24 protein-coding genes are annotated in these 23,976 nt (G+C 35.5%); 17 read left to right on the forward strand and 7 right to left on the reverse strand.

Annotated elements, in window-relative coordinates; genetic code table 11:
- Window positions 1-10: 10 nt before the first annotated feature.
- Both P278_RS14210 and P278_RS14215 read right to left on the reverse strand, forming a co-directional pair.
- Window positions 11-526, reverse strand: a complete 516-nt coding sequence (locus P278_RS14210; protein ID WP_038268344.1) for an acyl-CoA thioesterase — start codon at window positions 524-526, stop codon at window positions 11-13.
- Between the two features lie 233 nt (window positions 527-759).
- Window positions 760-1,698, reverse strand: a complete 939-nt coding sequence (locus P278_RS14215) for an HU domain-containing protein (protein ID WP_038268347.1) — start codon at window positions 1,696-1,698, stop codon at window positions 760-762.
- A 211-nt stretch (window positions 1,699-1,909) separates the two neighbouring features.
- On the opposite strand from P278_RS14215, the gene dprA reads away from it, so the two are divergent.
- The 10 genes from dprA (at window position 1,910) to P278_RS14265 (ending at window position 12,795) form a co-directional block, all read left to right on the forward strand.
- A complete protein-coding gene (gene dprA / locus P278_RS14220; protein WP_038268351.1) occupies window positions 1,910-3,013 on the forward strand; it encodes a DNA-processing protein DprA in 1,104 nt (367 codons plus the stop codon).
- A 117-nt stretch (window positions 3,014-3,130) separates the two neighbouring features.
- Window positions 3,131-3,871, forward strand: a complete 741-nt coding sequence (locus P278_RS14225) for a hypothetical protein (protein ID WP_038268665.1) — start codon at window positions 3,131-3,133, stop codon at window positions 3,869-3,871.
- 62 nt (window positions 3,872-3,933) lie between these two features.
- Window positions 3,934-4,980 (forward strand): sensor histidine kinase, encoded by a 1,047-nt coding sequence (locus P278_RS14230; RefSeq protein ID WP_038268354.1) that lies wholly within the window; start codon window positions 3,934-3,936, stop codon window positions 4,978-4,980.
- Complete coding sequence (locus P278_RS14235) at window positions 4,973-5,749, forward strand: LytR/AlgR family response regulator transcription factor (protein WP_038268357.1); 777 nt, start codon at window positions 4,973-4,975, stop codon at window positions 5,747-5,749. Before P278_RS14230 ends, P278_RS14235 begins: the two co-directional genes overlap by 8 nt.
- 78 nt (window positions 5,750-5,827) lie before the next feature.
- On the forward strand, window positions 5,828-6,184 hold the full coding sequence (locus tag P278_RS14240) for a hypothetical protein (RefSeq protein WP_038268360.1): 357 nt from the start codon (window positions 5,828-5,830) through the stop codon (window positions 6,182-6,184).
- A 203-nt stretch (window positions 6,185-6,387) separates the two neighbouring features.
- A complete protein-coding gene (locus P278_RS14245) occupies window positions 6,388-7,413 on the forward strand; it encodes a carboxypeptidase-like regulatory domain-containing protein (RefSeq protein WP_038268363.1) in 1,026 nt (341 codons plus the stop codon).
- 144 nt (window positions 7,414-7,557) lie between these two features.
- Window positions 7,558-9,918: an alpha/beta fold hydrolase gene (locus P278_RS14250; protein WP_038268365.1), complete on the forward strand. Its 2,361-nt coding sequence runs from the start codon at window positions 7,558-7,560 to the stop codon at window positions 9,916-9,918.
- 164 nt (window positions 9,919-10,082) lie between these two features.
- Window positions 10,083-11,627 (forward strand): arylsulfatase, encoded by a 1,545-nt coding sequence (locus P278_RS14255; RefSeq protein ID WP_038268368.1) that lies wholly within the window; start codon window positions 10,083-10,085, stop codon window positions 11,625-11,627.
- Window positions 11,628-11,663: 36 nt separating this feature from the next.
- Window positions 11,664-12,173 carry an O-acetyl-ADP-ribose deacetylase gene (locus tag P278_RS14260; RefSeq protein WP_038268371.1) on the forward strand — a complete coding sequence of 170 codons (510 nt, stop codon included), beginning with the start codon at window positions 11,664-11,666 and terminating at the stop codon, window positions 12,171-12,173.
- Window positions 12,174-12,375: 202 nt separating this feature from the next.
- Entirely contained in the window at window positions 12,376-12,795 is a 420-nt protein-coding gene (locus P278_RS14265) for a hypothetical protein (RefSeq protein ID WP_139226581.1), read from the forward strand.
- Window positions 12,796-12,992: 197 nt separating this feature from the next.
- Here the strand turns inward: P278_RS14265 and trpS are convergent, their stop codons facing one another.
- Window positions 12,993-13,964, reverse strand: a complete 972-nt coding sequence (gene trpS / locus P278_RS14270) for a tryptophan--tRNA ligase (RefSeq protein ID WP_038268376.1) — start codon at window positions 13,962-13,964, stop codon at window positions 12,993-12,995.
- Window positions 13,965-14,040: 76 nt separating this feature from the next.
- Here trpS and P278_RS14275 point away from each other — a divergent pair, with 76 nt between their 5' ends.
- Complete coding sequence (locus P278_RS14275) at window positions 14,041-14,775, forward strand: lysophospholipid acyltransferase family protein (RefSeq protein WP_038268379.1); 735 nt, start codon at window positions 14,041-14,043, stop codon at window positions 14,773-14,775.
- A gap of 40 nt (window positions 14,776-14,815) precedes the next feature.
- Window positions 14,816-15,331, forward strand: coding sequence for a DUF3124 domain-containing protein (locus P278_RS14280; protein WP_038268382.1), 516 nt, complete (start codon window positions 14,816-14,818; stop codon window positions 15,329-15,331).
- A gap of 169 nt (window positions 15,332-15,500) precedes the next feature.
- On the opposite strand, the gene P278_RS14290 is transcribed toward P278_RS14280, so the two are convergent.
- The 4 genes from P278_RS14290 to recA all read right to left on the reverse strand — a co-directional run bounded on the left by P278_RS14290 (window position 15,501) and on the right by recA (window position 19,082).
- Entirely contained in the window at window positions 15,501-16,937 is a 1,437-nt protein-coding gene (locus P278_RS14290; protein ID WP_038268388.1) for an outer membrane beta-barrel protein, read from the reverse strand.
- A 9-nt stretch (window positions 16,938-16,946) separates the two neighbouring features.
- On the reverse strand, window positions 16,947-17,483 hold the full coding sequence (locus tag P278_RS14295; protein WP_038268391.1) for an RNA polymerase sigma factor: 537 nt from the start codon (window positions 17,481-17,483) through the stop codon (window positions 16,947-16,949).
- A gap of 45 nt (window positions 17,484-17,528) precedes the next feature.
- Complete coding sequence (locus tag P278_RS14300; RefSeq protein WP_038268394.1) at window positions 17,529-17,972, reverse strand: hypothetical protein; 444 nt, start codon at window positions 17,970-17,972, stop codon at window positions 17,529-17,531.
- Window positions 17,973-18,074: 102 nt separating this feature from the next.
- The gene (gene recA / locus P278_RS14305; protein WP_038268397.1) at window positions 18,075-19,082 is read right to left on the reverse strand and encodes a recombinase RecA; all 1,008 of its coding nucleotides are present in this window, start codon (window positions 19,080-19,082) and stop codon (window positions 18,075-18,077) included.
- Window positions 19,083-19,572: 490 nt separating this feature from the next.
- On the opposite strand from recA, the gene P278_RS14310 reads away from it, so the two are divergent.
- The 5 genes from P278_RS14310 (at window position 19,573) to P278_RS14330 (ending at window position 23,976) form a co-directional block, all read left to right on the forward strand.
- A complete protein-coding gene (locus tag P278_RS14310) occupies window positions 19,573-20,814 on the forward strand; it encodes a peptidase U32 family protein (protein WP_038268667.1) in 1,242 nt (413 codons plus the stop codon).
- Window positions 20,814-21,044: a ferredoxin gene (locus P278_RS14315; protein ID WP_038268401.1), complete on the forward strand. Its 231-nt coding sequence runs from the start codon at window positions 20,814-20,816 to the stop codon at window positions 21,042-21,044. The genes P278_RS14310 and P278_RS14315 overlap by 1 nt, the downstream gene beginning before the upstream one ends.
- Window positions 21,045-21,170: 126 nt before the next feature.
- The gene (trhO, locus tag P278_RS14320) at window positions 21,171-22,217 is read left to right on the forward strand and encodes an oxygen-dependent tRNA uridine(34) hydroxylase TrhO (protein ID WP_038268403.1); all 1,047 of its coding nucleotides are present in this window, start codon (window positions 21,171-21,173) and stop codon (window positions 22,215-22,217) included.
- 111 nt (window positions 22,218-22,328) lie between these two features.
- Window positions 22,329-23,498 (forward strand): PSP1 domain-containing protein, encoded by a 1,170-nt coding sequence (locus tag P278_RS14325; RefSeq protein ID WP_038268405.1) that lies wholly within the window; start codon window positions 22,329-22,331, stop codon window positions 23,496-23,498.
- A complete protein-coding gene (locus tag P278_RS14330) occupies window positions 23,491-23,976 on the forward strand; it encodes a gliding motility lipoprotein GldH (RefSeq protein ID WP_038268408.1) in 486 nt (161 codons plus the stop codon). The genes P278_RS14325 and P278_RS14330 overlap by 8 nt, the downstream gene beginning before the upstream one ends.

The raw sequence follows: 23,976 nt of genomic DNA on the forward strand, positions 1-23,976 counted from the left end.
GCCTCTTTTTTTATTTGTCTGTGAATAATGCCTTTAATTCAGTAGCATCATTAGGTTTCATTTTACCTGCCAAAACTAAACTTAGCTGTTTTCTCCTCAAAGCAGCTTCGAAACGCTCTTGCTCGAGTTCAGTTTCCGGGTTTAAAGGAGGTACTGCAACGGGCCTTCCGGTTTCGTCGACAGCAACGAAAGTATAGATAGCTTCATTCGCCTTCGTTCTTTTTCCACTTTCCCTATCTTCAATCCATACATCAAGATAGATTTCCATAGAACTTTTAAATGCTCGGGAAACGGCAGCCTCTACAGTTACAACACTACCTAAAGGGATTGCCCTGTTAAAAGCAACGTGATTTACAGAAGCTGTAACGGTAATTCTTCGGCTGTGTCTTCGGGCGGCAATACTTGCGGCTCGATCCATTCTTGCTAATAATTCACCACCAAAAAGGTTATTAAGAGGATTGGTTTCACTAGGTAAAACCAAATCTGTCATGGTTGTTCTCGATTCACTTGGCGTCTTTGCGTCCATTTTTATATGTTTTGAGCAAAGATACGTGCTGTTTGTTAAAGCAAAAAGCATTTTAAGGTTAACCCATTAAAAATGAATAATTCTTAATGTTCGAATTTTTACCTTTAAAAGGATATAGGTGTTTGCAGAAAAATAGTGTTAAGTCATTAAACTTTTCTGTAAAAAACAATGGGAAATAAAAAATCCTTCGCTTAAATAAGGAAGGATTTCAACCAAATTGATATTGTTTAGAGTTATTCAGAGACTAAAAGCCATGCCTCTGAAGATTCTTTTGTTTTGATTTCTCTTAAAAACTGCAAAGCCTCATTAACCTCGGCAAAACTAGCATAAGAAACTTGGTGTAATCCATATTTGTTAACCCCAATTTTATCAGCACTTTTATAGCCCTTAGCTTGCAATTGTTTGATTCTTTTATCTGCATTGGTCTCTACTCTAAATGCACCGGCAACAATATGATATTTCAAAGGCTCCTTTGCCAGGTCAAGCGTTATAGAAGGCATTTCAATAGGGGTGGTGTCAAAAAAAGTAGCTTCCTGTATATTCTTTTGAACTTCTTTTTGGGCTTCTTGTTCTACAACCTGATAATTTTTAACTTGTTGCTTGTTAAGCATCTGGTATCCAACTGCTCCAGATGATATAGCTAATAGAAAAATGGCTGCGTATTTCAGATATGATCTTCGAGCTCTTTTCTCCGGCGTAAATAAGATTGGAGTGTTTTCTTCTAAAGCTTCAACTTCTTGCTTTAAAACTTCTCTTGTTATGGTAGGTGTTACCATGGAAGATAATCCAAATGAAGAAGTAAGATAGTTGATATTATCAACAGGATCAAAAATAAATTTACTGTCTTCAGATAAGGTAAGATCTCCTATGTTTTTTAAATTGATTTTTTCTTTATTGTTAAGAGATTTTTTCCATCGCAGAACAACCTCCTCTATTTGGTGAGCCGCAATCTCATATGAAATGTCCTCAGCTTCAGAGACATATTTTGTTAATAACCCATCATTAGATTTGAGCTGTGCATTAAACGAAAGTAACTTCGTTGGCGGATAGAAGGTATTTGTATTGGTGTCTACCGCGGCTGACTGATTTTGGGTTAGAAAAGAGCCAAAGCCTGGTACCGTTACACACTGATACCTGTAAAGTAAATCGCTGATATATTTTTCTAATCTCATAGAACAAAGATTGTAAAAAAAGTGCCAAGACCGGGATAGTTATTAAACATTTTATTAACAGTTTTTGGAGGTCGTCTTTTTTGTGTTTGTACTCCAACAAGTTAACAAAAAAATATTTTTAAATAGATTTTAATTTATACAATTCGATGTATTCCCTAATCCATACTAGTTAAATATTTTTACTTATTTTTATGAAGAAAATTCTTATAAAATGAATGAAGATGTATTGCTTTATGTATTGGCTTTGCAACACTGTCCTGGAATAGGTGATATTTCAGCCAAGAAGTTGATTAAAAAATTTGGATGCGCTGAGGCTTTATTCAAAGAAAAGGAACATCACTTATTAATGCTTGAAGGAGTTAGAAAAAATGCTTTAAAAGAGTTGAGAGATTCAAAACATTTAATTGCTGCTGAAAAGGAGTTGGATTTTATAAAACAAGAACGCGTAAATTATCATTATTTTACGGAAGAATCCTATCCTCATAGATTAAAAAACTGCATAGATGCCCCCATACTCCTATTCTCTTCGGGGAGTATTGACCTCAGGCAAAAACGCATTATAAGTATTGTTGGAACGCGACAGATAACCGCATATGGTAGGACATTCTGTGAGGAACTGGTAGCGGAGTTAGCCCCTTTAAACCCGGTAATTGTAAGTGGTTTTGCCTATGGCGTCGATATATGTGCTCAAAGGGTAGCACTTGAGTGTAATTTACAAACAATAGGTTGTTTGGCACATGGGTTAAATCAAGTTTACCCCAAGGCTCATAAAAAATATGTCTCACAGATCGAACAGCATGGCGGTTTTTTCACTGATTTTTGGAGTACTGACATGCCAGAACGAAATAATTTTTTAAAACGAAACCGTATTATAGCTGGCCTTTCAGAAGCTACAGTGGTTATAGAGTCTGCAGAAAAGGGTGGTAGTCTGGTTACCGCAGATATTGCAAATTCATACAACAGAGAGGTTTTTGCAGTTCCAGGAAGAGCTATGGATAAATACAGTGTCGGTTGTAATAACCTTATCAAACAGCATAAAGCCCACGCATTAACTTCGGTTGCAGACTTGGTGTATAACTTAGGATGGGAGGTAAATACGAAGCCTCCCCAATTAGTTCAGAAGCAGCTTTTTGTAGAGTTGTCTGAGGTGGAAAGAATTATTTATGATTATCTCGAATTAAATGGAAAACAACTTTTAGATGTAATCGCTTTAGAATGTAAGCTTCCTATCCCTACTTTATCTTCAACTTTATTTGGAATGGAAATGAAGGGCCTTGTGCGCCCATTACCAGGTAAAATGTTTGAAACGGTATAGGTCAATCCGGTTTTTCATTAGTTCATGTACCATTATCCTTATTCCATTGTTTTTCCGTTTCAAAAGATCCTGAACCATTTTAATATTGTATCAGGTAATTATTTAAATCTCGATAAAATGGAAAACACAAAACGCGAATTGAATTTTTTAAGAATATGGACCCTTTGTTCAATGACGATATTCGTTTTAATTACGATTTATGGATTCAATAAATCAGGTAATCCCACATTCAATACCATAGACGTTCAAAGAATTAATATTGTTGAGCCTGATGGTACAGTAAAAATGATTATTACCAACCTAGACCAGTTTCCTAATGGTATGGATACCATTAATGGAAGATCGACTAATGTGAATAGAAAGAAACGATCAGGAATGTTGTTCTTTAATGAAGATGGAATTGAATGTGGTGGGTTTATTTATGATGGTAGTAAAAATGAAAATGGTCATAGTTCGGGACTTTCCTTAACGTATGATCAATATGATGGAGATCAGGTAATGCAATTACTTACCACTGATACTAAAAAGGGCGATAAAAGAACTGTGTCAAGCACCTTAATGTTTCAGGATAGGGCAGTAAATGAAAGTCAAGAAGGGATGCGAGAGATTATGAATGAGTTAAACAGCATAACTGATCCAAAATTGAGAAGAGCGCGGTATAAGGAATATGAACAAAAGCAGTTTATCGGATCGAAGCCCAGAATTATGCTGGGAAAAAGTAAAAGTAATAATAACGGACTTTTCCTCTTTGATCAGGATGGTAAAGCCAAGGCTATGTTTTATGTTGATGGAAACAATAATGCCAAGCTGGAATTTTATGATGACAATGGAGAAATAACAGCTTCCTTTCCTAAATAATTTAACTGAAAGCATCCTTAAAACGTAGATAAGTTTTAAGGATGTTTTGTATTTTTCCGGTCATGAAAAAACTTTTAAACTATCTGCAAATCTCTCCGGGTTTTATATTTTTTATTTTTTTGATGAGTTATTTGCTTGTCGTTGAATCACGAGTCAGAGCTGATGATAAATTGGCTGAAGTGTTTTTACCCGATGCCCCTATTGCACAGTTTCTTGCAGCTTTGTTTATTATATTTATAATACGAATATCAATAAATTATTTGGAGAGAAACCATGACGCTCCTCGTTTAAATTTTAAGTCATATTTAAAATATTTTGGTGTTTCCTTTCTTGTTTATTTGGCAATCTCAAACTTTCTTACTTTTATTGTAGCCTTACTATTTGAAACGGTTTCCAGAAATTTTAATAACTATACTATTACGGTTAATAATATTTCAAGAGGGGTGCAGTTTATCATGTTTGGTAGTATCTATTTGGCGACCTTATATTCCAGAGAAAACACCAAGTATAAACTCAAAATTGATAAGTATAGCCAAGCTCTGGATCATAATAGAATTAAAAATTTAAAGGCACAGTTAAACCCTCACTTCTTGTTCAATAGTTTAAACACCTTAGATCAGCTTATAGAAGAAGACAAAGAAGAAGCGAGTAACTTTTTAAACAGGTTTGCCGATCTTTACCGATATTCATTAGAAACGTTAGAAAAGGACTTGATTCATCTCGAGGAGGAGTTGAACTTTGTGAAAGACTATTTCGAAATCTTAAATATGAAGTATGTTAACTGTTATAAAATGAATATTATTACAAATAACAACCTGGAAAATAGTTTAATTCCTCCATTCGCGTTACAGCTTTTGGTAGAAAATGCAATACAGCATAATCTTGGAACGGATACAGATCCTGTGAAAATTATAATTCGAATTTCAGATAAGATAAGTGTTCTTAATACCAGGGTAATGAAACTAAATAATAAATCAACAAACGGGAGGGCATTGAAAAATTTATCGGCTCAATTTAAGTTATTAAGTGGAAATGATATTCAAATTAAGGAAACCAGTGATAGTTATGAAGTAATTCTTCCCCTGATAAATCTAGAAACAAATGCATAAAATATTAATTGTTGAAGATGAGGTACCAGCAAAAAAGAAACTAATTAGATTTATTGATGAAATTTGTTCTGATTATCAAATTGTCGGGGAGATTCCAACCGTAAAGGATGCTATGTCCTTTTTCAGTTCTCCAAGGGAAATTGATGTTATTTTCTCAGATATTGAATTAAGAGACGGAAATATTTTTGGTGTGTACAAAGAGCTTAGTGTTCCTTGTCCGATAATTTTCGTTACTGCCTATAATAAATTTTTGATGGAGGCTTTTGAAACAAATGGAATAGCTTATCTATTAAAACCATACTCTAAAGATCGATTTTCTAAAGCTTGGGAAAAATTTTTAAAACTGAAAGATCAATCTCAAAAAAATTATCAAGATGTAATAAATACGCTAAATGAATTACTTCTTAAAAGGCATGCAGGTTTTACCGGATATAAGGAAATGTTTCCAATTAGATCCGCAAGAGGAATTTACTTCTTGAAGGTGGCGGAAATTGTTTATTTTAAAGCAGAGGATGGTTTGGTTTTTGCTTTCGATCGCATAAATAAAAAGCATATAATGTCGCAACGTACATTAAAAGAAGTTATAGAATTGCTGGATCCAGATTTGTTTTTTAGCATTAACAGAGGAGAATTAATACATCGTAAATATATAGAGCGTATTGAGAGGTATGATAAAAACACACTTTTAGTAAATTTAAATAAAGGGATGTTTAAATTAAAAACAAGTCAGCAAAAGACGGCTGCTTTTAATCAATGGATAGGGTTGTAAAAGGTTGTATTTCAGTTGTTGTATTGTCTCTTCACGCAACCTTTTAACCTAAAAGGGATCTTATAGAAAACTTTAAAAATGAATAAATTAATCACCACAATTATTATTGGCCTTATTGTATGCGCGTGTTCTTCAGATAACTCAGATTGTTGCACGGTGATCGATATAGGAATGGATATAAAGTATGTTAATCAGGCAGGAGAAAATCTATTTGATATAGAAAATGGATTGGATATTGAAGAAATAAAAGTGTATTATAAAATTGAGAATGAATGGGAACTTCATTACAGCTATAATTTAGATTTACCTAAAGGAATTAGTTTGATTCAACGCGGAGAAGAAACTTACCTACGATTAACCCCAAGCATTGATATTGTTACCGATGGTTATTCAGAAACTAAATTGAGCTTTCTTCAGAAGAATCGGATGTCATAAGAACAATGATAGACAACAGCCAGCCAAATGTTATTGTAACCAAAGTTTGGTACAATAATGATTTGAAATGGGAAGCATATGAAGATGAGCGTATGTTCGAGGTGGTGAAATAATTAGCTGATGTTTATTGTATTCTTTTGGTTATCTTGCACTTGATACGACTTCCATAAGTGTATCTCATCAATCATTAAACAATCAATCATATGTTAGCTAAAAAATGTTTTTTTAGACTGCTGATACTGTGTGTTATTCCTGTTATCAGTTCAACTGCACAAAATAATCAAAACGAAATCAAAGGTGTAGTCTTAAGCGCTAAAGATTCTATCCCACTTATTGGAGTTTCTGTTTATTTCGATGGAACAAGTATAGGAGTATCTACTGATCAGAAAGGAAGGTTTGAATTAAATTTTGAGGCGGGTATTAATTCTCCCATGGTAATAAGTTATGTCGGCTATGAACCTGTTATAGTAGATAATTATGCTACCTATAAAGGATTGGTTCCTGTAATTTATTTGCATGAAAAACCGGAAGAATTAGAGGCCGTTTATTTGGAGGATGACCCGTGGACAAGGAAAAAGAAATTAGCGGTATTTCGAAGGGAATTTTTGGGGAGAACTGAAGCCACAATTCACTGTAAGATAAAAAATGAAGAGGTGTTGAAACTGAGATACTTCCCATCTTCTCAAACCCTCATAGCTTATGCCGATAGTCCTTTGATCATAGAAAATAAATATTTGGGGTATAAGGTATATTATACGCTTCAGGAATTTGAAGCAGAATTCATAACAAACCTTCAAGGTCTTAGGTTAACAAATAGGGTTTATTATGAAGGGGTATGTTTTTTTAATGAATTACGAAAAAAAGCCTCGAAGAAGATTATAAAGAACCGAAACATTAGTTATTTAGGTTCAAGTTTGCATTTTATGAGATCTTTAGCAGCGCATAATCTTGAAGAGAATGGTTTCAAAATTTTTTATAATAGTTGGCAAGTTCCTGCTTATAAATATTTTGAAATGAAAAAGACCACTAATTTTACCAAAGTAACCCTTTTGGTAGACCAGGTGAGTGTCTTGTACCAAGATTTTGAGCAATCGGAATTCATGACTAAAGACTCTTTTTTTATAGACACTTTTGGTAATCACAGTCCGCCTAATGTAATAATATTTGGAGGGCATATTTCCATGAGTGGTGTTTCGGAGCTATTACCATTAGATTATGGAATCCACTAGGATGCATGCGTATAGTTTTTGAAATTACTCATAAATACAGGAATTGTTTGCTTTGAAAGTTTTTAAAGGAGCATTCTGGTGGGAGTGTATAAAAACCATTAAATTGCCCCATTCTAATTTTTTTACCAAAAAACCATAAAATCCATGAAGCATTCTTCTTTATTTCTGTTTCTCTGTGTAATAGTGTTGTTTAATGCACAAAGTCAGAATCAGTCCCAACTTACAATAGATCAGGTTATGAAAGGTGAAGATTTTGTGGGATACTTACCGACAAGAATAGAATGGAAAGATGATAGTGAACGTATATATTTCAGTTGGAATCCTGATAATGATACAATTCGATCAACCTATGGCGTTGATCTTGGATCAAAAAAAATTGAGAAACTGACGTTTGATGAGCTTAAATTAAAATCAAATTCCGGTCATTATTCAAGCGATTTTAAATGGAAAGTTTATGAAAAAGGAGGAGATCTTTTTTTAAAAAATTTGGATAATTATACCGTTAAACGTATAACCAATACGCTGTCATGGGAATCAAACCCTCAGTTTTCGGGGGATCAAAAATTCATTGTGTTCTATAAGGATAATAACATTTTCGCGTGGAGCATTAAAAATGGTACTACCAGACAGTTAACTGATTTTAAAAAAGGGAATGATAAAAAAGAACCCGAACTAAGTGAGCAGGATCAGTGGTTGGAAAACGATCAGTTAGCTCATTTTGATATTCTTAAAAAAAGGAAAAATGAAAGCGATGCTGGGGAATACAGGCGCGATCAAACCAAATTCGACCGACCGGAGTCTATTTATTTTGGTAGTAGACGATTAAGGATAGGAGGTATTTCACCAGATCTGAACTATGTTGTCTATCATTTATACACATCGCCAAACGATAAAAAGACCATTGTTCCAAATTTTGTAACACAAAATGGTTATACTACAGATTTACACTCAAGAAGTAAGGTGGGAAGTCCACAAGCTAATTCAGAGACTTGGATTTATAATTTGAAATCCGGAAAGTACTATCAAATTAAAACGGATGAAATTGAAGGAATTTTTGATAAGCCATTTTATTTAAAAGAGTATGCTGAGGATGCTCAAAACTATAAGGAAGTGTTTGATGCTCCCCGAAAAGTATCTATAAGTTCCCCGGTTTTTTCAGATGATGGAAAAGCCGTTGTTAATATTACCTCTGCAGATTATAAAGATCGTTGGATCATGCTTTTAGATCTTTCAGATGGAAAGTTAAAGCTTATTGATCGACAACATGATGATGCCTGGATAGGAGGTCCTGGCGTCGGATGGTTTTCAAGACCGGAAATAGGTTGGATTGATAATTCCAATATATGGTTCCAATCAGAAAAAACAGGGTATTCTCATTTATATAAAGCGAATGTAAATACGGGTGAAATAATTGCGTTAACAAAGGGTGAATTTGAGATACTCGATGTAAGTATATCCAGGAATAAGAAAACATTCTACATAACGAGTAATAGGGTAAGTCCTCATGAACATCATTTTTATCATTTGCCTGTAAAAGGGGGAGAAATGGTTAAGATTACCTCTAGAAAAGGCGGACATGAGGTTACTTTGTCGCCGGATGAAAAGCAGTTGGCAATTCGCTATTCATATACCAATAAACCTTGGGAGCTATATTTGATGCCTAATAAACCAGGTGCGAAGATGGTACAATTAACAAAATCTACCACTGAGGATTTTGAAGCCTACGATTGGATGGATTCAGAAATCATTCATTTTACAGCCAGAGATGGTGTTAAAGTACCGGCCACGCTATATAAACCTGCAGCTCATAAAAAGAATGGAGCCGCCGTTATCTTTGTTCACGGTGCGGGTTATACCCAAAACGTTCATTATTGGTGGCCATCTTATTACCGTGAATATATGTTTCATAATTTTCTTGCCGATAATGGGTATACAGTTTTAGCAATAGATTATAGGGCCAGTGAAGGATATGGTCGTGATTGGCGTACGGCAATTTATCGTCACATGGGAGGTAAAGATCTCGAAGATCAATTAGATGGAGCAAAATATCTGATAGAAAAGCAGAATATCGATAAAGATCGATTAGGAATTTATGGAGGTTCTTATGGAGGCTTTATGACTTTAATGGCTATGTTTAAAGCCCCTGACACCTTTAAAAGTGGTGCAGCGTTGCGTTCAGTTACTGACTGGGCTCATTATAATCATGGATATACAGCCAATATATTAAATACCCCTGTAGAAGACCCTGTGGCGTATAAACGAAGTTCTCCTATTTATTTTGCCGATGGATTGAAAGGTGAATTGTTGATGCTTCACGGAATGGTTGATCGGAATGTTCAGTTTCAGGATGTGGTAAGATTGTCTCAACGTTTAATTGAATTGAAAAAAGAAAATTGGGACCTTGCTGTTTTTCCTATGGAAGATCATGGTTTTATAGAAGCTTCAAGTTGGTCGGATGAATATCGTCGAATATATAACTTGTTTGAAAACACTCTTAATAGATAAGTACATGTTCATCGACCTACTATTTCTATTGAAGTGTGCCCATTTTTATATGAGTTGAACGTATAATTGATTTACGTCAAACTCAATTTCAACTGGTCGGTTTAGACGAGGAGTTGGTGCTATTTATGTTATATTGCCCCTTTAAATCAATAGAAAAAGAAAGTATGAGAGTTTTGATTGCTTTTGTTAGTTGTGTTTTACTAGTGTTTGTCTCATGTGTTAAGAATGAGAAAAAAGAGAATAAAAGACCTAATATAATATTAATTTATACTGATGACCTGGGGATTGGTTTGTTGGGTCATGAGGGTCAGGAGATAATAAAAACTCCAAATATAGACCGATTAGCCTCAGAAGGAATCCGATTTACCAATGCTTATTCTAATATGTTGTGTGCTCCGGCACGTGCTTCATTGATTACGGGTTTACATGATTGTCATGAAAATGGGTTTCAAGTTACTGGCGGTGGAGCCTATAAGTATGTTCATACAGAAAAGGCTAGTTTAGAGGAGGTCGATAAACGACTGAATGAAGCGTTGGATCCTATTCCGGAAAATCAGGTCTTTTTGGGGCAGGTAGCGAAAGAATCAGGATATAAAACTGCTCAATTTGGTAAGCTTGAATGGGGATTTTCTGCCACTGACCACCAGATGAAGCGACATGGTTGGGATTATTATTTAGGGTATTTAGATCATGTAAGAGCTCATGGGTTTTATCCGCCATTTTTATTTGAAAATGGAGCCATTAAAATGTATGAAGGGAATACTTTAATTAATGCAGGTAAAACCGGAGAGCCCGAAACAGAGGCTATCTACAAGGAGCGTTGGAATATGGAAGGTAAGGAGGTATATTCCCAAGATATTTTTATGGAAGGGATTCTCAGTTTTCTCGAATCGAATAGCGATCAGCCTTTCTTCTTGTACTTTCCGACACAATTGCCGCATGGTCCGGTAGCGATTCCCGAAGTCCATCCTGATTTTATAAATGACGACCGTTTAACGCCTATAGAAAAAGAGTATGCCTCTATGGTTAAATTGTTGGACGATAATGTTGGGCAAATAATGGATAAGCTTGTGGATTTAGGTATTGATGATAACACTTTGATAATTTTTACGGCCGATAACGGCCATGAAATCTATTATGCTCAGGAAGGAAGAGTTACTAAACCTTATTCAAATATTAAAACAGGAGAACGTTTCGATGATCTTGGAAGAAAATATTACAGTGATTTAGCGGGAGATATTTTTGATGGAAATGGTGGTAGAGCAGGAATGAAAAGAAGTAATTTACAGGGAGGGATTAATGTGCCCTTAATCATGAGATGGCCGGATAAAATTAATGAAAATATAACTAGCGATAGGTTAATTGCAAGTTATGACCTTTTACCAACAATTGCTGAAATAGTGGGGTATAATAAACCAATAGAGGTAGATGGGGTGTCGTATTTTAAGGAGATATTTGGGGATGACAATGTTGAAGAACATGAATATGTGGTTTATTCTTCGTTTACAGGACCGACCCTTATCACCAAAGATGGTTGGAAAATTAGGACACATTTAAGGAAGAATGCTTTCGAATTATTTTATCTTCCGGAAGATTTTAAGGAAGAAAAAGACCTTTCTGAACAATATCCCGAAAAGTTTAAAGCACTTAAAGAAATGATGCTCTTGGCATGCGACGGGGATTTTAAAAATGGTTTATATGGGGGGTAAAATTCACTAAATTTGTATATAACAAAGGTTAGTGAAATGAAATTTGAACTCCTTAAGGGTGATATTACAACACTCGAGGTTGATATTATTGTTAATGCAGCTAATAGTTCACTTTTAGGTGGAGGAGGAGTTGATGGTGCTATTCACAGGGCAGGTGGGCCATCCATCTTAAAAGAGTGTAAGGAAATAGTCGACGAACAAGGGAATTGCCCCACGGGAGAGGCTGTTATGACCAATGCTGGAAATCTTAAAGCTCTAAAAGTCATTCACACGGTTGGGCCAGTTTGGAAAGGAGGTCAATTTAAAGAAGCACAAGCTTTGGCTAATTGTTATTACAACAGCTTGAAGCTTGCTGAAATAGCTGAGGTGTCATCTATTGCCTTTCCTAATATAAGTACAGGGGTTTACGGATATCCTAAACAGCAGGCTGCCGAGGTTGCTGTAAAAACAGTGTATGGCTTTGTTTTTAACCATGTTAAAAAAGTTGTTTTCGTGTGCTATGATGACCAGAACTATAACATTTATTCATCTTTGCTATTCCAATAGTTGTACATTCTGTCATTGGATGAGTAAACTTTTTCCTATTTTTACCATTAATACTCGAAAGTGAATTTTTAACCCCAAAATCATGAAACTAATATAGGGTGTCATTATTTCAAATTACTTCAAGGAAATAATTGATGCTTTTGTTAGTTCCTGAATGTGTTCAAATGTTTTGGACCATCAGGAGATTAAAAAATTTAAAAAAATGAAAAAAATCTTAACATTACTCGTGTGCGTTTTATTAATTTCTGCCTGTTCCTCAGATGATGATGGCGAATCCTGGGCAATAGAGAATGTCGATATTGCCTTTAATATTATCTCATCTGATAACAGCCGGGTCTCTGATATTTCATGTGCAATCGAAGGTAAAGGTATTATCGTAGGTGATCAATCCTATAGTAATGAACATTTACCATATTCAAAGGCTTTTACCGACCAGAATGTGGCTTCTGAAACCGTAATGGAATTGAGTTTTAAAGATGATACTAGTGCCGACGGTACTATTTTTGAACCTTATGGTATAACGATGTATATTACTTTAGATGGAGAAACAGTTGCTAGGAAAGAGGTAACGATCAGTGAAGAGGGAATGCTTGAACAATTGAATTATGTTATAAATTTTTAGCGTATAACAAAGTATAAATAATACAAAAACTGTCTCAAATGATTAAACTAGAAGCTTAGCAAAAATCAATTGAGACAGTCTTCGTTTATATTGCATCGCATTTTACATCGATGCGTTGGCACTTAATTTATTTTGTAGTTCATTCATATATTAAAAATCATCAGGATTATAAAGATGATTATATATGACATAGAGTTTTAGTATCCCAAAGTTTCTCTAACTCTGTTAAGGGTGGCATTCGCTACGCCTGCAGCTTTTTTAGCACCTATAGCCAGAGCCTCATCAATTTCTTGAAGATTCTCCATATAATAGTTGAACTTTTCACGAGTCTCGCCAAAACGATCCAGAATTAATTCATATAAGGCTTGCTTGGCATGTCCATATCCATAATTGCCACCTAAATAATTAGCCCTCATTTGCTCAACCTGTGCTGTAGTTCCTAAAATTTTGTATAAGGCAAATACATTACAGGTGTCAGGGTCCTTGGGCTCTTCAAGAGGAGTGCTATCCGTAGCTATTCCCATAATTTGTTTACGTAACTTCTTGTCCGGAAGAAAAATATTAATAATGTTTCCTCTTGACTTACTCATCTTTCCGCCATCGGTTCCAGGGACATACATTGACTCTTCTCGAACTTTGCCTTCAGGCAATACAAATATCTCCTTTTCCATTTTACTATGAATACGCGAAGCAACATCCCTGGTGATTTCCAGGTGTTGTAACTGATCCTTTCCTACAGGTACAATTTCGGCATCATATAATAAGATATCCGCAGCCATAAGCATTGGGTAAGTGAACAGGCCTGCGTTAACATCCTCAAGACGATCTGCTTTATCTTTAAAAGAGTGTGCAAGTGTCAGGCGCTGAAATGGAAAAAAGCAACTTAAGTACCAGGTGAGTTCAGCTGTTTGGGGTACATCACTTTGACGGTAAAAAACTACTCTATTAATATCTAACCCACATGCTAACCAAGTCGCCGCTACGGCATAGGTATTGTTTCTGAGTGTTTCCGCATCTTTGATTTGGGTAAGTGAGTGCATATTGGCAATAAAAAGAAAAGAGTCATTTTCTTTTTGTTGAGCCATCTCAATAGCTGGTAAAATTGCTCCTAAAATATTTCCTAAATGTGGAGTACCGGTACTTTGAATTCCTGTTAATATTCTCGCCATCTTATATATTTTCAACGAAGCACAAAGGTAAAAGGTTTGTGTTAAACTACCTGACAAATTATGTATTTTTGGGACCATGATCGTACTACTTAAGAAATTTTTGATTTTAGTGTGGCGCATATGGTTCTATGTGCTTGTAGCAGTACCAATTATTATAATGTTTCCTGTACTATTGGTCCTGTCCTCTTCAGACAGATTATACCCGCAGTTTTTTTGGGTAGCAAGAAATGTATGGGCAAATATTATCCTGTATGGCATGGGGTTTATTCCGCGAATCGATCGTCAGCAGAAAATGGAAAAAGGTAAGAGTTATATGTTAATTGCTAATCATACCAGCATGACAGATATAATGCTTATGTTGAAAGCGTCTCCTAATCCATTTGTTTTTGTGGGAAAAAAAGAATTGGTGAAGATTCCTGTGTTTGGCTTTTTCTATAAAAGGGTCTGTATAATGGTTGACAGGAATAGTGCAGGGAGTCGAACAGCGGTGTATAAAAGAGCCCAAAAAAGGTTACATCAAGGATTGAGTGTTTGTATTTTTCCGGAAGGTGGAGTTCCTGATGAGGATATCTTATTGGATAAGTTTAAAGATGGAGCTTTTCGTCTAGCAATTCAGCATCGGATTCCAATTGTACCTATGGTCTTTTATGATAATAAAAGACGCTTTCCATATGATTTTTTTGAAGGAAGTTTAGGGCTGATGCGGGTTAAGAAGTTACGTTTTATAGAAACAAATGGACATGCTACTATCGATAAAAATCATATCAGAGAGAAGTGCTGGAGTGTAATTCATGATGAATTATCCAGATAAAGATTCGTTTTTTATATCTTTATTCATTAAGCATCTAATTATGAGGAGTAGCTTTATTATATTATGGGTCTTTTTGGTCTTATGTGCTTGCACTGAAACGAAAAAGATTAGTTCTGTCAATTCGGAGAGTTGGAAGCAGCGTAGTGTATCTTTAGAAGGAAAAGATAGTCTTTTATATGGAAAAACATATTTACCTGTATATTCAGAAATATATAGTTTTTCCGAATCACAAACTACCTTTTTAACGGTAACTGTTAGTTTGAGGAATATTGATATGGATAGTCCTGTTTATATAACTTCAGCGGACTATTACGATACTCATGGAGATCTGATAAGGAATTATTTTAAAGAACCAATTGCTTTAAATCCTATAGAAACAGTTGAAATCATTATAGATGAAGAAGATGATTTGGGAGGTGTCGGAGGTAATTTTATATTTGAATGGGCAATAGACGATGATGCCGTAAATGAGCCATTATTTGAAGCGGTCATGATATCAATGAAGGGGCAACAAGGCTTGTCTTTTACAACCCAGGGAAGAAAATTAAAAAAGTAATTGCAGTAGCATAGTAAAATGAGCTTCATTTTTCATGATAACGATATTTAATACTTTTCCGACCAATAAAATGAAGCTTAGCTTGTCACGTAAAATAAAAAACGCCCCAACCACGAGGCGTTTTTTGAGGCATATTATTGCTTTTGAGCAATGAATAAAACCTAACCAACTAAAACCTAAAACTAAAACCTGTATAAACACCTAGTGTATATGGCTTAAAGCCATTGTTTCCACTAGAAAATGTATTCAATTGATATTTAAACATGGGTTCCATGTTAATGAGGAACCTGTCTGAAAAATTATAATCAAAACCTATGCCAAAATTGGTACTGAAATTAGTGCTGTTAAGATTTGTGGCTTCTCCCATTCTAGTTTTCAGTCCATCAATGGTCTCTAAGGTGATGTTGTTGTGCGTTAGGAATAATGAGCTCATACCCCCTATAAGGTTGATGCCGAATTTATCATCTAAAATTCGATACTTTAATTCTAATGGAACCTCTATATAACCTAGCTGTTGATTCATGGCTCCATCATATATAATGTTACTTTCCGCAGGTGTTTCTGCGATAGTAGCTAAGGTTCCTTTATTTAGGTCGTTACTCACCATGAGCCTTGATGATTCGTTTGAGAAAGCTACATTTGTAATCACTTCCGCATTAAAACTTGAAGGAGAAAATTCAACATTATTAGTGTTATAGCCCATGGCGACCTTATTGACTCCAGAACGCACGCTAAGTTTATCATTAATTTGATAAGCTAAATTAAGGCCATAGCTCATATTTATGTTGCCCGATTTGTTGTTGCCGTCAAATTGAGAATGTATCGGGGAACCGCCGGATAAAGTACTATAATAAACGGGAGCTACCGTAGGGTTTAAACTCCATTTATTTGGTTTCTTGTTTACGGCTAATTCTTTTTCTTTTTCAATAGCATCAAAAATTGATATTTTCCCATCACGAGAATTCTTTGCGGCAACAACCTCTTCTTCTTCTTTTAATGAATTTAGTAGGGTACTACGGTTGGTGAGGGAGTTGTCTTGCTGTACTCCTATTTTATTGTTTTTATCAAGTGGATTATTTGATTCGTTTTGCGCAATTGATAAACCGCCTTTTTTGTTGTTAGCTAAAGATTCATAATTCTTTTGCTTGCTGCTTTCTGAGTATGCTTTACTATTAATTTTGGTGGCTGTATCTGTATTTCTTTGCTTTGAACTTACAGTGCTGGCACTAGTTATGGTGGCGCTTTTGTCTTTTTTAGGGTTGGAGGATGTGTTTATTTGGTTTTTATTGGGGTTTGCTTCTACAACAGCCTCATCCTTGTTTTCAGGGTTACTGAATGACGGGTTGGAATTTTCTTTTATGCTGTTAGTTACCTCAATGGAGTTTGTTGAAGTATCATTGTCAATTAGGTTGTAACCAATCGAAAATAATATAGCGAGTCCTGCGGCAATACCTCCAAACTTCCACCAGAAAGGAATCACCTTTCGATCTTTCTTTTTAGTCTCGAGTTGGGCTTCAATAGTATTCCATAAGTCTTTTGAAGGCGAGGCCTCAAAATCTTTGAACTTTTCTTGAAACAATCGATCTATATTTCTTTTATCGCTCATTCTTTATATTCAATTCACCTTTTTTTTTAAATGATCCAGTTCTATTCTTTCCTTAAGAGATGCCCGGGCCCTGGCTAAATTTGATTTAGATGTGCCCTCGGTTATTTTTAGCATACTGGAAATCTCTTTATGAGAATACCCATCTAGTACATACAAACTAAAAGTAATTCGATAACGGTCCGGGAGTTCTTGAATTATTGATAATAAGTAATCCAGACTGATGTCGTTATCTTCCACCTCAATACTTTCATTCTCGTCGGGTACTTCATTTATAATATCAAAAACACCGTCACTTCTGTATTTTTGAAGTGAAGTGTTGATAGTTATTCGTTTTAACCAGCCTTCAAAGGAACCTTTATAGCTATATTGGTCTATTTTGTTAAAAATAGTCACAAAACTATCTTGAAGATTATCCTGCGCCTGAGCTTCATTACGTGAGTATTTTAGACATAATGAATATAGCTTATTACAAAATAATCTGTATAGCTGTTCTTGTGCCTTCCGGTCACGACGTTTGCATTGGTCTATGAGTTCTTCTAAACTCAAATATCGAGGTGTTATATATTTTGTTAATAAAGATTTACTGTTTCATTAAGGCTTTATTGCTGTTGTTTGCTCTTCCTCAACAGGAATTTCTACTATAATATACTCATCTTGTTGAGTTTCTTCGTTAATTCCTGTCCAAAATCTAAAAGTATAGGTGCCCTTAAACCTCACCTCAAATGGCAGAATCTTTGTTTCAAACGTAATACCTTCAGTACAGGCTCTATCGTCATAAACAGAAGCAACTGCAGTTACTGTTCTTTCTAAGTTTCCACTATGAACATAATCGAAACCTTGAAATACATAGCATGATGACGGCTTTTCATAAGTTATGTTGAAATCATAAGTTTCACCATACACAAAGCTTTCAGGTAAATCTACCTCAGTAATCGACATGGCTTCGAAATGAAAGTTAGATTCATCATCATCTAAGGAACATGAAGTTAAAACCAACGCAGTAAAGGTAAAAACCAAAAACTTAATCTTTTTCATCTTTTGTAAACAACTAGTTTAAATTAATCTTTTATTTATAGATGATAGTTGTTTGAAAAGGTTGCGTTTTGAGCAAAAAAAAATCCCGAGGTAATCGGGATTTTAATTTTGAAGAGTTTTTAAGGCTTCTCGTATTTTTTGTTCCAGTTCTTCCATTAGTTCAGGATTATCCTGTAGTAAAGATTTAACAGCATCTCTTCCCTGGCCTAATTTGGTGTCACCATAGCTGAACCATGAACCACTTTTCTTTACGATTTCGTATTCTACTCCCATATCTAGGATCTCACCTACTCTAGAGATCCCTTCACCAAACATGATGTCGAATTCCGCTGATCTAAATGGAGGAGCAACTTTATTTTTAACTACTTTCACTCGGGTTTTATGTCCTGATGCGTCTCCATCATTTCCTTTTATTTGAGTCGAACGTCTTATATCTAATCGAACAGAAGCGTAGAATTTAAGAGCATTACCTCCAGTAGTGGTCTCTGGATTACCAAACATTACACCAATCTTCTCCCGTAACTGGTTAATGAATATAACCGTACATTTCGTTTTACTGATGGTAGAAGTTAGTTTTCTTAAAGCCTGAGACATTAATCGGGCATGGAGTCCCATTTTAGAATCTCCCATTTCTCCTTCAATTTCGCTTTTAGGAGTAAGAGCAGCAACTGAGTCGATAATAACAATATCAATAGCTCCGGAACGAATTAAATTGTCGGCTATTTCTAGAGCTTGCTCTCCATGGTCAGGCTGAGATATAATAAGGTTGTCAATGTCTACACCTAGTTTTTCTGCATAAAACCTGTCAAAAGCATGCTCTGCATCAATGAAAGCAGCAATACCTCCCGCTTTTTGAGCTTCGGCAATTGCATGGAGTGTTAATGTTGTTTTACCAGAAGATTCTGGTCCAAATATCTCAATAACTCTTCCTCGCGGATAACCACCAACACCTAAGGCAATGTCAAGGGCAAGGGATCCTGTTTGTATAGCTTCAACTTCTTCAACTGCACTATCTCCCATCTTCATAACAGCACCTTTCCCGTATGCTTTATCTAGCTTGTCTAGGGTTAGTTTCAGTGCTTTTAATTTCGCTTCTTTATCTGAACTCATGATTGTGTTTTTCTGTGAATTAATGAATCGTGCTAAAATACTATTTTCTTTTTATACCTATAAATATTTAACTTGAATTATCGGTAAAGAGTATTCAAGTTGAATAAATTTAGAATGTAGCCTGTAAGTGCTTAGCTTTCAGTTTTAAATTAACGATTAATATTACGCAGTTTGTAAAAACATTAACATGTTTTGCCATTCTTTTAACCTTTGTTTTTCTTATCTTTATAATAGGCTGAGTGAGTTAAGATTAAATCAGTTAAAATTATAAAAAACAGGTGTTAGGTGGTGTTGTTTTCTACGACTAAGTCTTTGTAAAATATTAACCGGTCAGGTTGCTTTTAAGGCTAAGATGTTTGATGGTTAGGTAAGATGGTTTTATTGTAACAGGCCGGTTGTGAAAAGCGCTTCATGTATATGAGGCGCTTTTTGTTTCTAAATGATTATCTTTGCCGCGCAAAATGATAGTAAGATTTTAATAATCAACGAAATGACTGATTCTGGAAGGATTGAGCTAATGGCGCCTGCGGGGAACTTTGAATCGTTACAAGCCGCGATTGTAAACGGTGCTGATTCTGTTTATTTTGGAGTGGAGCAGTTGAATATGAGGGCGAGAGCCAGTATCAACTTTACACTTGATGATTTGCCTGAAATTGCACGACGTTGTAAGGAATATAGGGTTAGAACATATCTCACCTTAAACACGATTGTGTATGACCACGACCTTTCTATTATAAAAACTGTGTTAGATGCGGCTAAGCAGGCAGAGATTACTGCTGTAATAGCTATGGATCAGGCTGTTATTGCCTATGCCCGACAGATTAATCTGGAGGTGCACATATCTACACAAATAAACATAACCAACATCGAGACAGTTCGATTCTATGCTATGTTTGCTGATACAATGGTAATGAGTCGTGAGTTAAGTCTTCGACAGGTGAAAAAAATCACCGAACAAATAGAAAAAGAGCAAATCAAAGGGCCATCAGGAAATTTAGTGGAAATTGAGATTTTTGGTCATGGAGCTTTGTGTATGGCAGTTTCCGGTAAATGTTATTTGAGTTTGCATTCACATAATTCATCAGCTAATAGAGGGGCGTGTAAACAAAACTGTAGAAAGAAGTATACCGTAATTGATCAGGAAAGTGGTTTTGAGGTGGAGATTGATAATGAGTATATGATGTCTCCTAAAGACCTTTGTACTGTCGACTTTTTAGATCACGTAATCGATGCCGGAGCTAAAGTCCTGAAAATTGAAGGAAGAGGAAGAGCTCCAGAGTATGTGGCAACGGTTATTCGGACTTATAGGGAGGCTATTGACGCATATTACGAAGGTAATTACAGCAAAGAAAAAGTGTCGGATTGGATGGAGTCTTTACAGAAAGTATATAATCGTGGTTTTTGGAGTGGCTATTATTTAGGTCAGAAATTAGGCGAGTGGAGCGAAGGGCCAGGTTCACAGGCTACACAGAAGAAAGTGTATGTGGGTAAAGGAATGCATTATTTTCCTAAAGCCAATGTAGCTGAATTTAAGATTGAAGCCTATGATATTAAAGTTGGTGATAAACTCTTAATAACGGGGCCGACCACTGGAGTTGAAGAGTTTGAGTTGACCGAGATGATGGTTAATGATGAGAAATTGAACACTGCTAAAAAGGGTGATTCCTGTACGATACCTACAGGTTTCAGAGTTCGTTTATCAGACAAGTTATATAAAATAGTACAGGCTTAATGGTAGTAATTACATTGCAACGTGCAAAATGTATTGGGTGCAATTATTGTGTTGAAATGGCGCCGGGACAATTTCAAATGTCGAAAAAAGATGGAAAATCTGTATTGCTTCATGCTACAGAAAAAAAAGGGTTTTTCACATTAAAATCACATGATGATACCATTTTTGAAGAGTGCTCTGAAGCTCAAAAGGCCTGTCCGGTAAAGATTATCACTACCAAAAAAATATAGTGGGTGATTATCTTGAAAATTACCTCATAAAGTAATGGGGGATTTTTTAATTTTGAATTAGAAATTATAAAATAAATTAAGCTCACCTGGTGAGTAATTATTCTTTAACCTTAAAAATAGTATAGCATGCAACTGTACAATAATTTAAGTGCTGAAGAAAGAGCTGCTTTAATTGAAGAAGCAGGAAAAGATCGTTTAACAATCTCTTTCTACAAGTACGCCAAGATTGGAAATCCTGAAATTCTTAGAAATCATTTGTTTGTTACCTGGAATGAATTAGATGTTTTGGGTAGAATATATGTGGCAAACGAAGGTATTAATGCCCAATTGTCGGTTCCGGCAGATCACTTTCAAGCTTTTAAAAGCCATCTTGATACGATTTCATTTCTTGAAAATGTTAGACTTAATATAGCTGTCGAACAAGATAATTTTTCCTTTTTAAAATTGAAAGTGAAGGTGCGTGAAAAGATTGTTGCTGATGGTTTGAATGATCATACTTTCGATGTTACTGATATTGGTGTCCATGTCGATGCTGAAAAATTTAATGAACTAATAGAGGACCCTAACACTGTGTTGGTTGATATGAGAAACCACTATGAGAGTGAGATAGGGCATTTTAAAAATGCAGTTACTCCAGATGTGGATACATTTAGAGATTCTCTGCCAATTATTGAAGACGATCTCAGTGAGCATAAGGAAAATAAAAAACTCGTTATGTATTGTACCGGAGGAATTCGATGTGAAAAGGCAAGTGCTTATTTTAAACACAAAGGTTTCAAAGATGTTTACCAATTAGAAGGGGGAATCATTAATTATGTAAGACAGGTCGATGAGAAAGGTCTTGACAATAAATTTATAGGCAAAAATTTTGTTTTTGATGAGCGAAGGTCAGAGCGTATTTCGGAAGATGTTATTGCGCAGTGTCATCAATGTGGGAAACCATGCGACACTCATGTAAATTGCGCTAATGAGGCTTGTCATTTATTGTTTATACAGTGCGAGGAATGTGCTGTAAAAATGAATAATTGTTGTTCAGATAACTGTAAAGAAATAGCTGCTTTGCCCTATGAAGAGCAAAAAAGACTTAGAAGAGGACAATATAAAAGCAATGCTATCTTTAAAAAAGGACGTTCAGAAGTCTTAAAATTTAAGAAAAATGTTCCTGAAAGCTAGTTTTTGCTTCAGTTATAATTAATTGTATCTTTACAACATTGAGTAATTAATTATGAACCTTCCCTGTTAGCACTCATTTACTGAAAGTTAACAGGTCAACGATATAAAATTATGGGATGTAGCAGTTGTGCCACCGGTAAGGATGGGCTGCCACGCGGATGTAAGAACAATGGAACCTGCGGTACTGATGGTTGTAATAAACTTACCGTTTTTGACTGGTTGTCTAATATGGCGTTACCTGCAGGTGAAGAGCGATTCGATTGCGTAGAAGTTCGATTTAAAAATAGTAGAAAAGAATACTTTAGAAATCCAGATAATTTAACACTCTCTATTGGTGATGTTGTAGCTACAGAAGCTGCTCCAGGACATGATGTAGGTATTGTTACTCTTACCGGAGAATTGGTAAAGGTACAAATGAAGAAGAGAAAGGTTGATTGGAATGAGGAAACACTTCCTAAAGTATACCGTAAAGCTTCACAGAAAGATATAAATATCTGGCATGATTCGCGTGATAAAGAACCTGCCGTTCAAAAGAAATCCAGAGAGCTGGCATTAGCATTAGGACTTCAAATGAAACTTTCAGATGTAGAGTTTCAAGGCGATGGATCTAAAGCGACATTTTATTATACCGCCGAAGAACGTGTTGATTTTCGTCAGCTTATTAAGGATATGGCACGGGAGTTTGGAATTCGTATTGAGATGCGACAAATCGGGTATCGTCAGGAGGCGGCCAGATTGGGAGGAATTGGATCTTGCGGACGTGAATTGTGCTGTTCAACTTGGTTAACCGATTTCAGGTCGGTAAATACCGCTTCTGCCAGATATCAGCAATTATCACTTAATCCCCAAAAGCTTGCAGGGCAATGTGGTAAGTTAAAGTGTTGCCTGAACTATGAACTTGATGCATATCTTGATGCTTTAAAGGAGTTTCCGGAACAGGATGTTAAACTTAAAACGCAAAAAGGACTTGCCGCTTGTCAGAAAATAGACATATTCAAAGGGTTAATGTGGTTTTGTTATCTGGATGAACCTTCGGCCTGGCATAAGCTAACTGTTCAGCAGGTTAATGAAATCATTGATTTGAGTAAGAAGCGAAAACCAGTGGCTAGTTTAGAAGAATATGCAGCCGAACTTTTGGAAGACGATCAGAAGGACGCTACCTACGAAAATGTAGTAGGGCAAGATAGTCTTACACGTTTTGATAAGCCAAAAAAGGGACGCGGGAAAAAAAGGAAGAAACGACCAAGAAATAACAACAGAAAAAAATCGAAGAATGGCTAAGTTTTCTGCGTATTGTCTGGTGTTGTTTATTATGTTTTCTTGCGACTCAAAAAGCATATACTCAGAGTATAAGTCAATAAGCAATAGTTGGGGAAAAGACGAAAAAATCACCTTTCAGTTCAAGGCGCCCGATTCAGTTCAACCATATAATATTTTTGTGAACCTCAGAAATAATGAGGAATATAAGTACAGTAACTTGTTTTTAATTGTAAATCTTGATTTTCCAGACAATGAAACAATTACAGATACGTTAGAATATATGATGGCTGAGCCCAATGGTGAATGGCTGGGAAAAGGTTTTAGTTCTTTAAAGGAAAGTAAACTTTGGTACAAAGAGAATGTGGTTTTTCCTCGAAATGGAGAATATAAGATTACCGTAGAACAGGCAATGAGAAAGGTTGGATCTGTCGAAGGGATTCAGGAATTAGATGGAATTACGGATATTGGGATTAAAATAGAAAAAGCAAATAAAGAATAA

The sequence above is a fragment of the Zhouia amylolytica AD3 genome (genome assembly GCF_000511935.2).
Taxonomy (GTDB): domain Bacteria; phylum Bacteroidota; class Bacteroidia; order Flavobacteriales; family Flavobacteriaceae; genus Zhouia; species Zhouia amylolytica.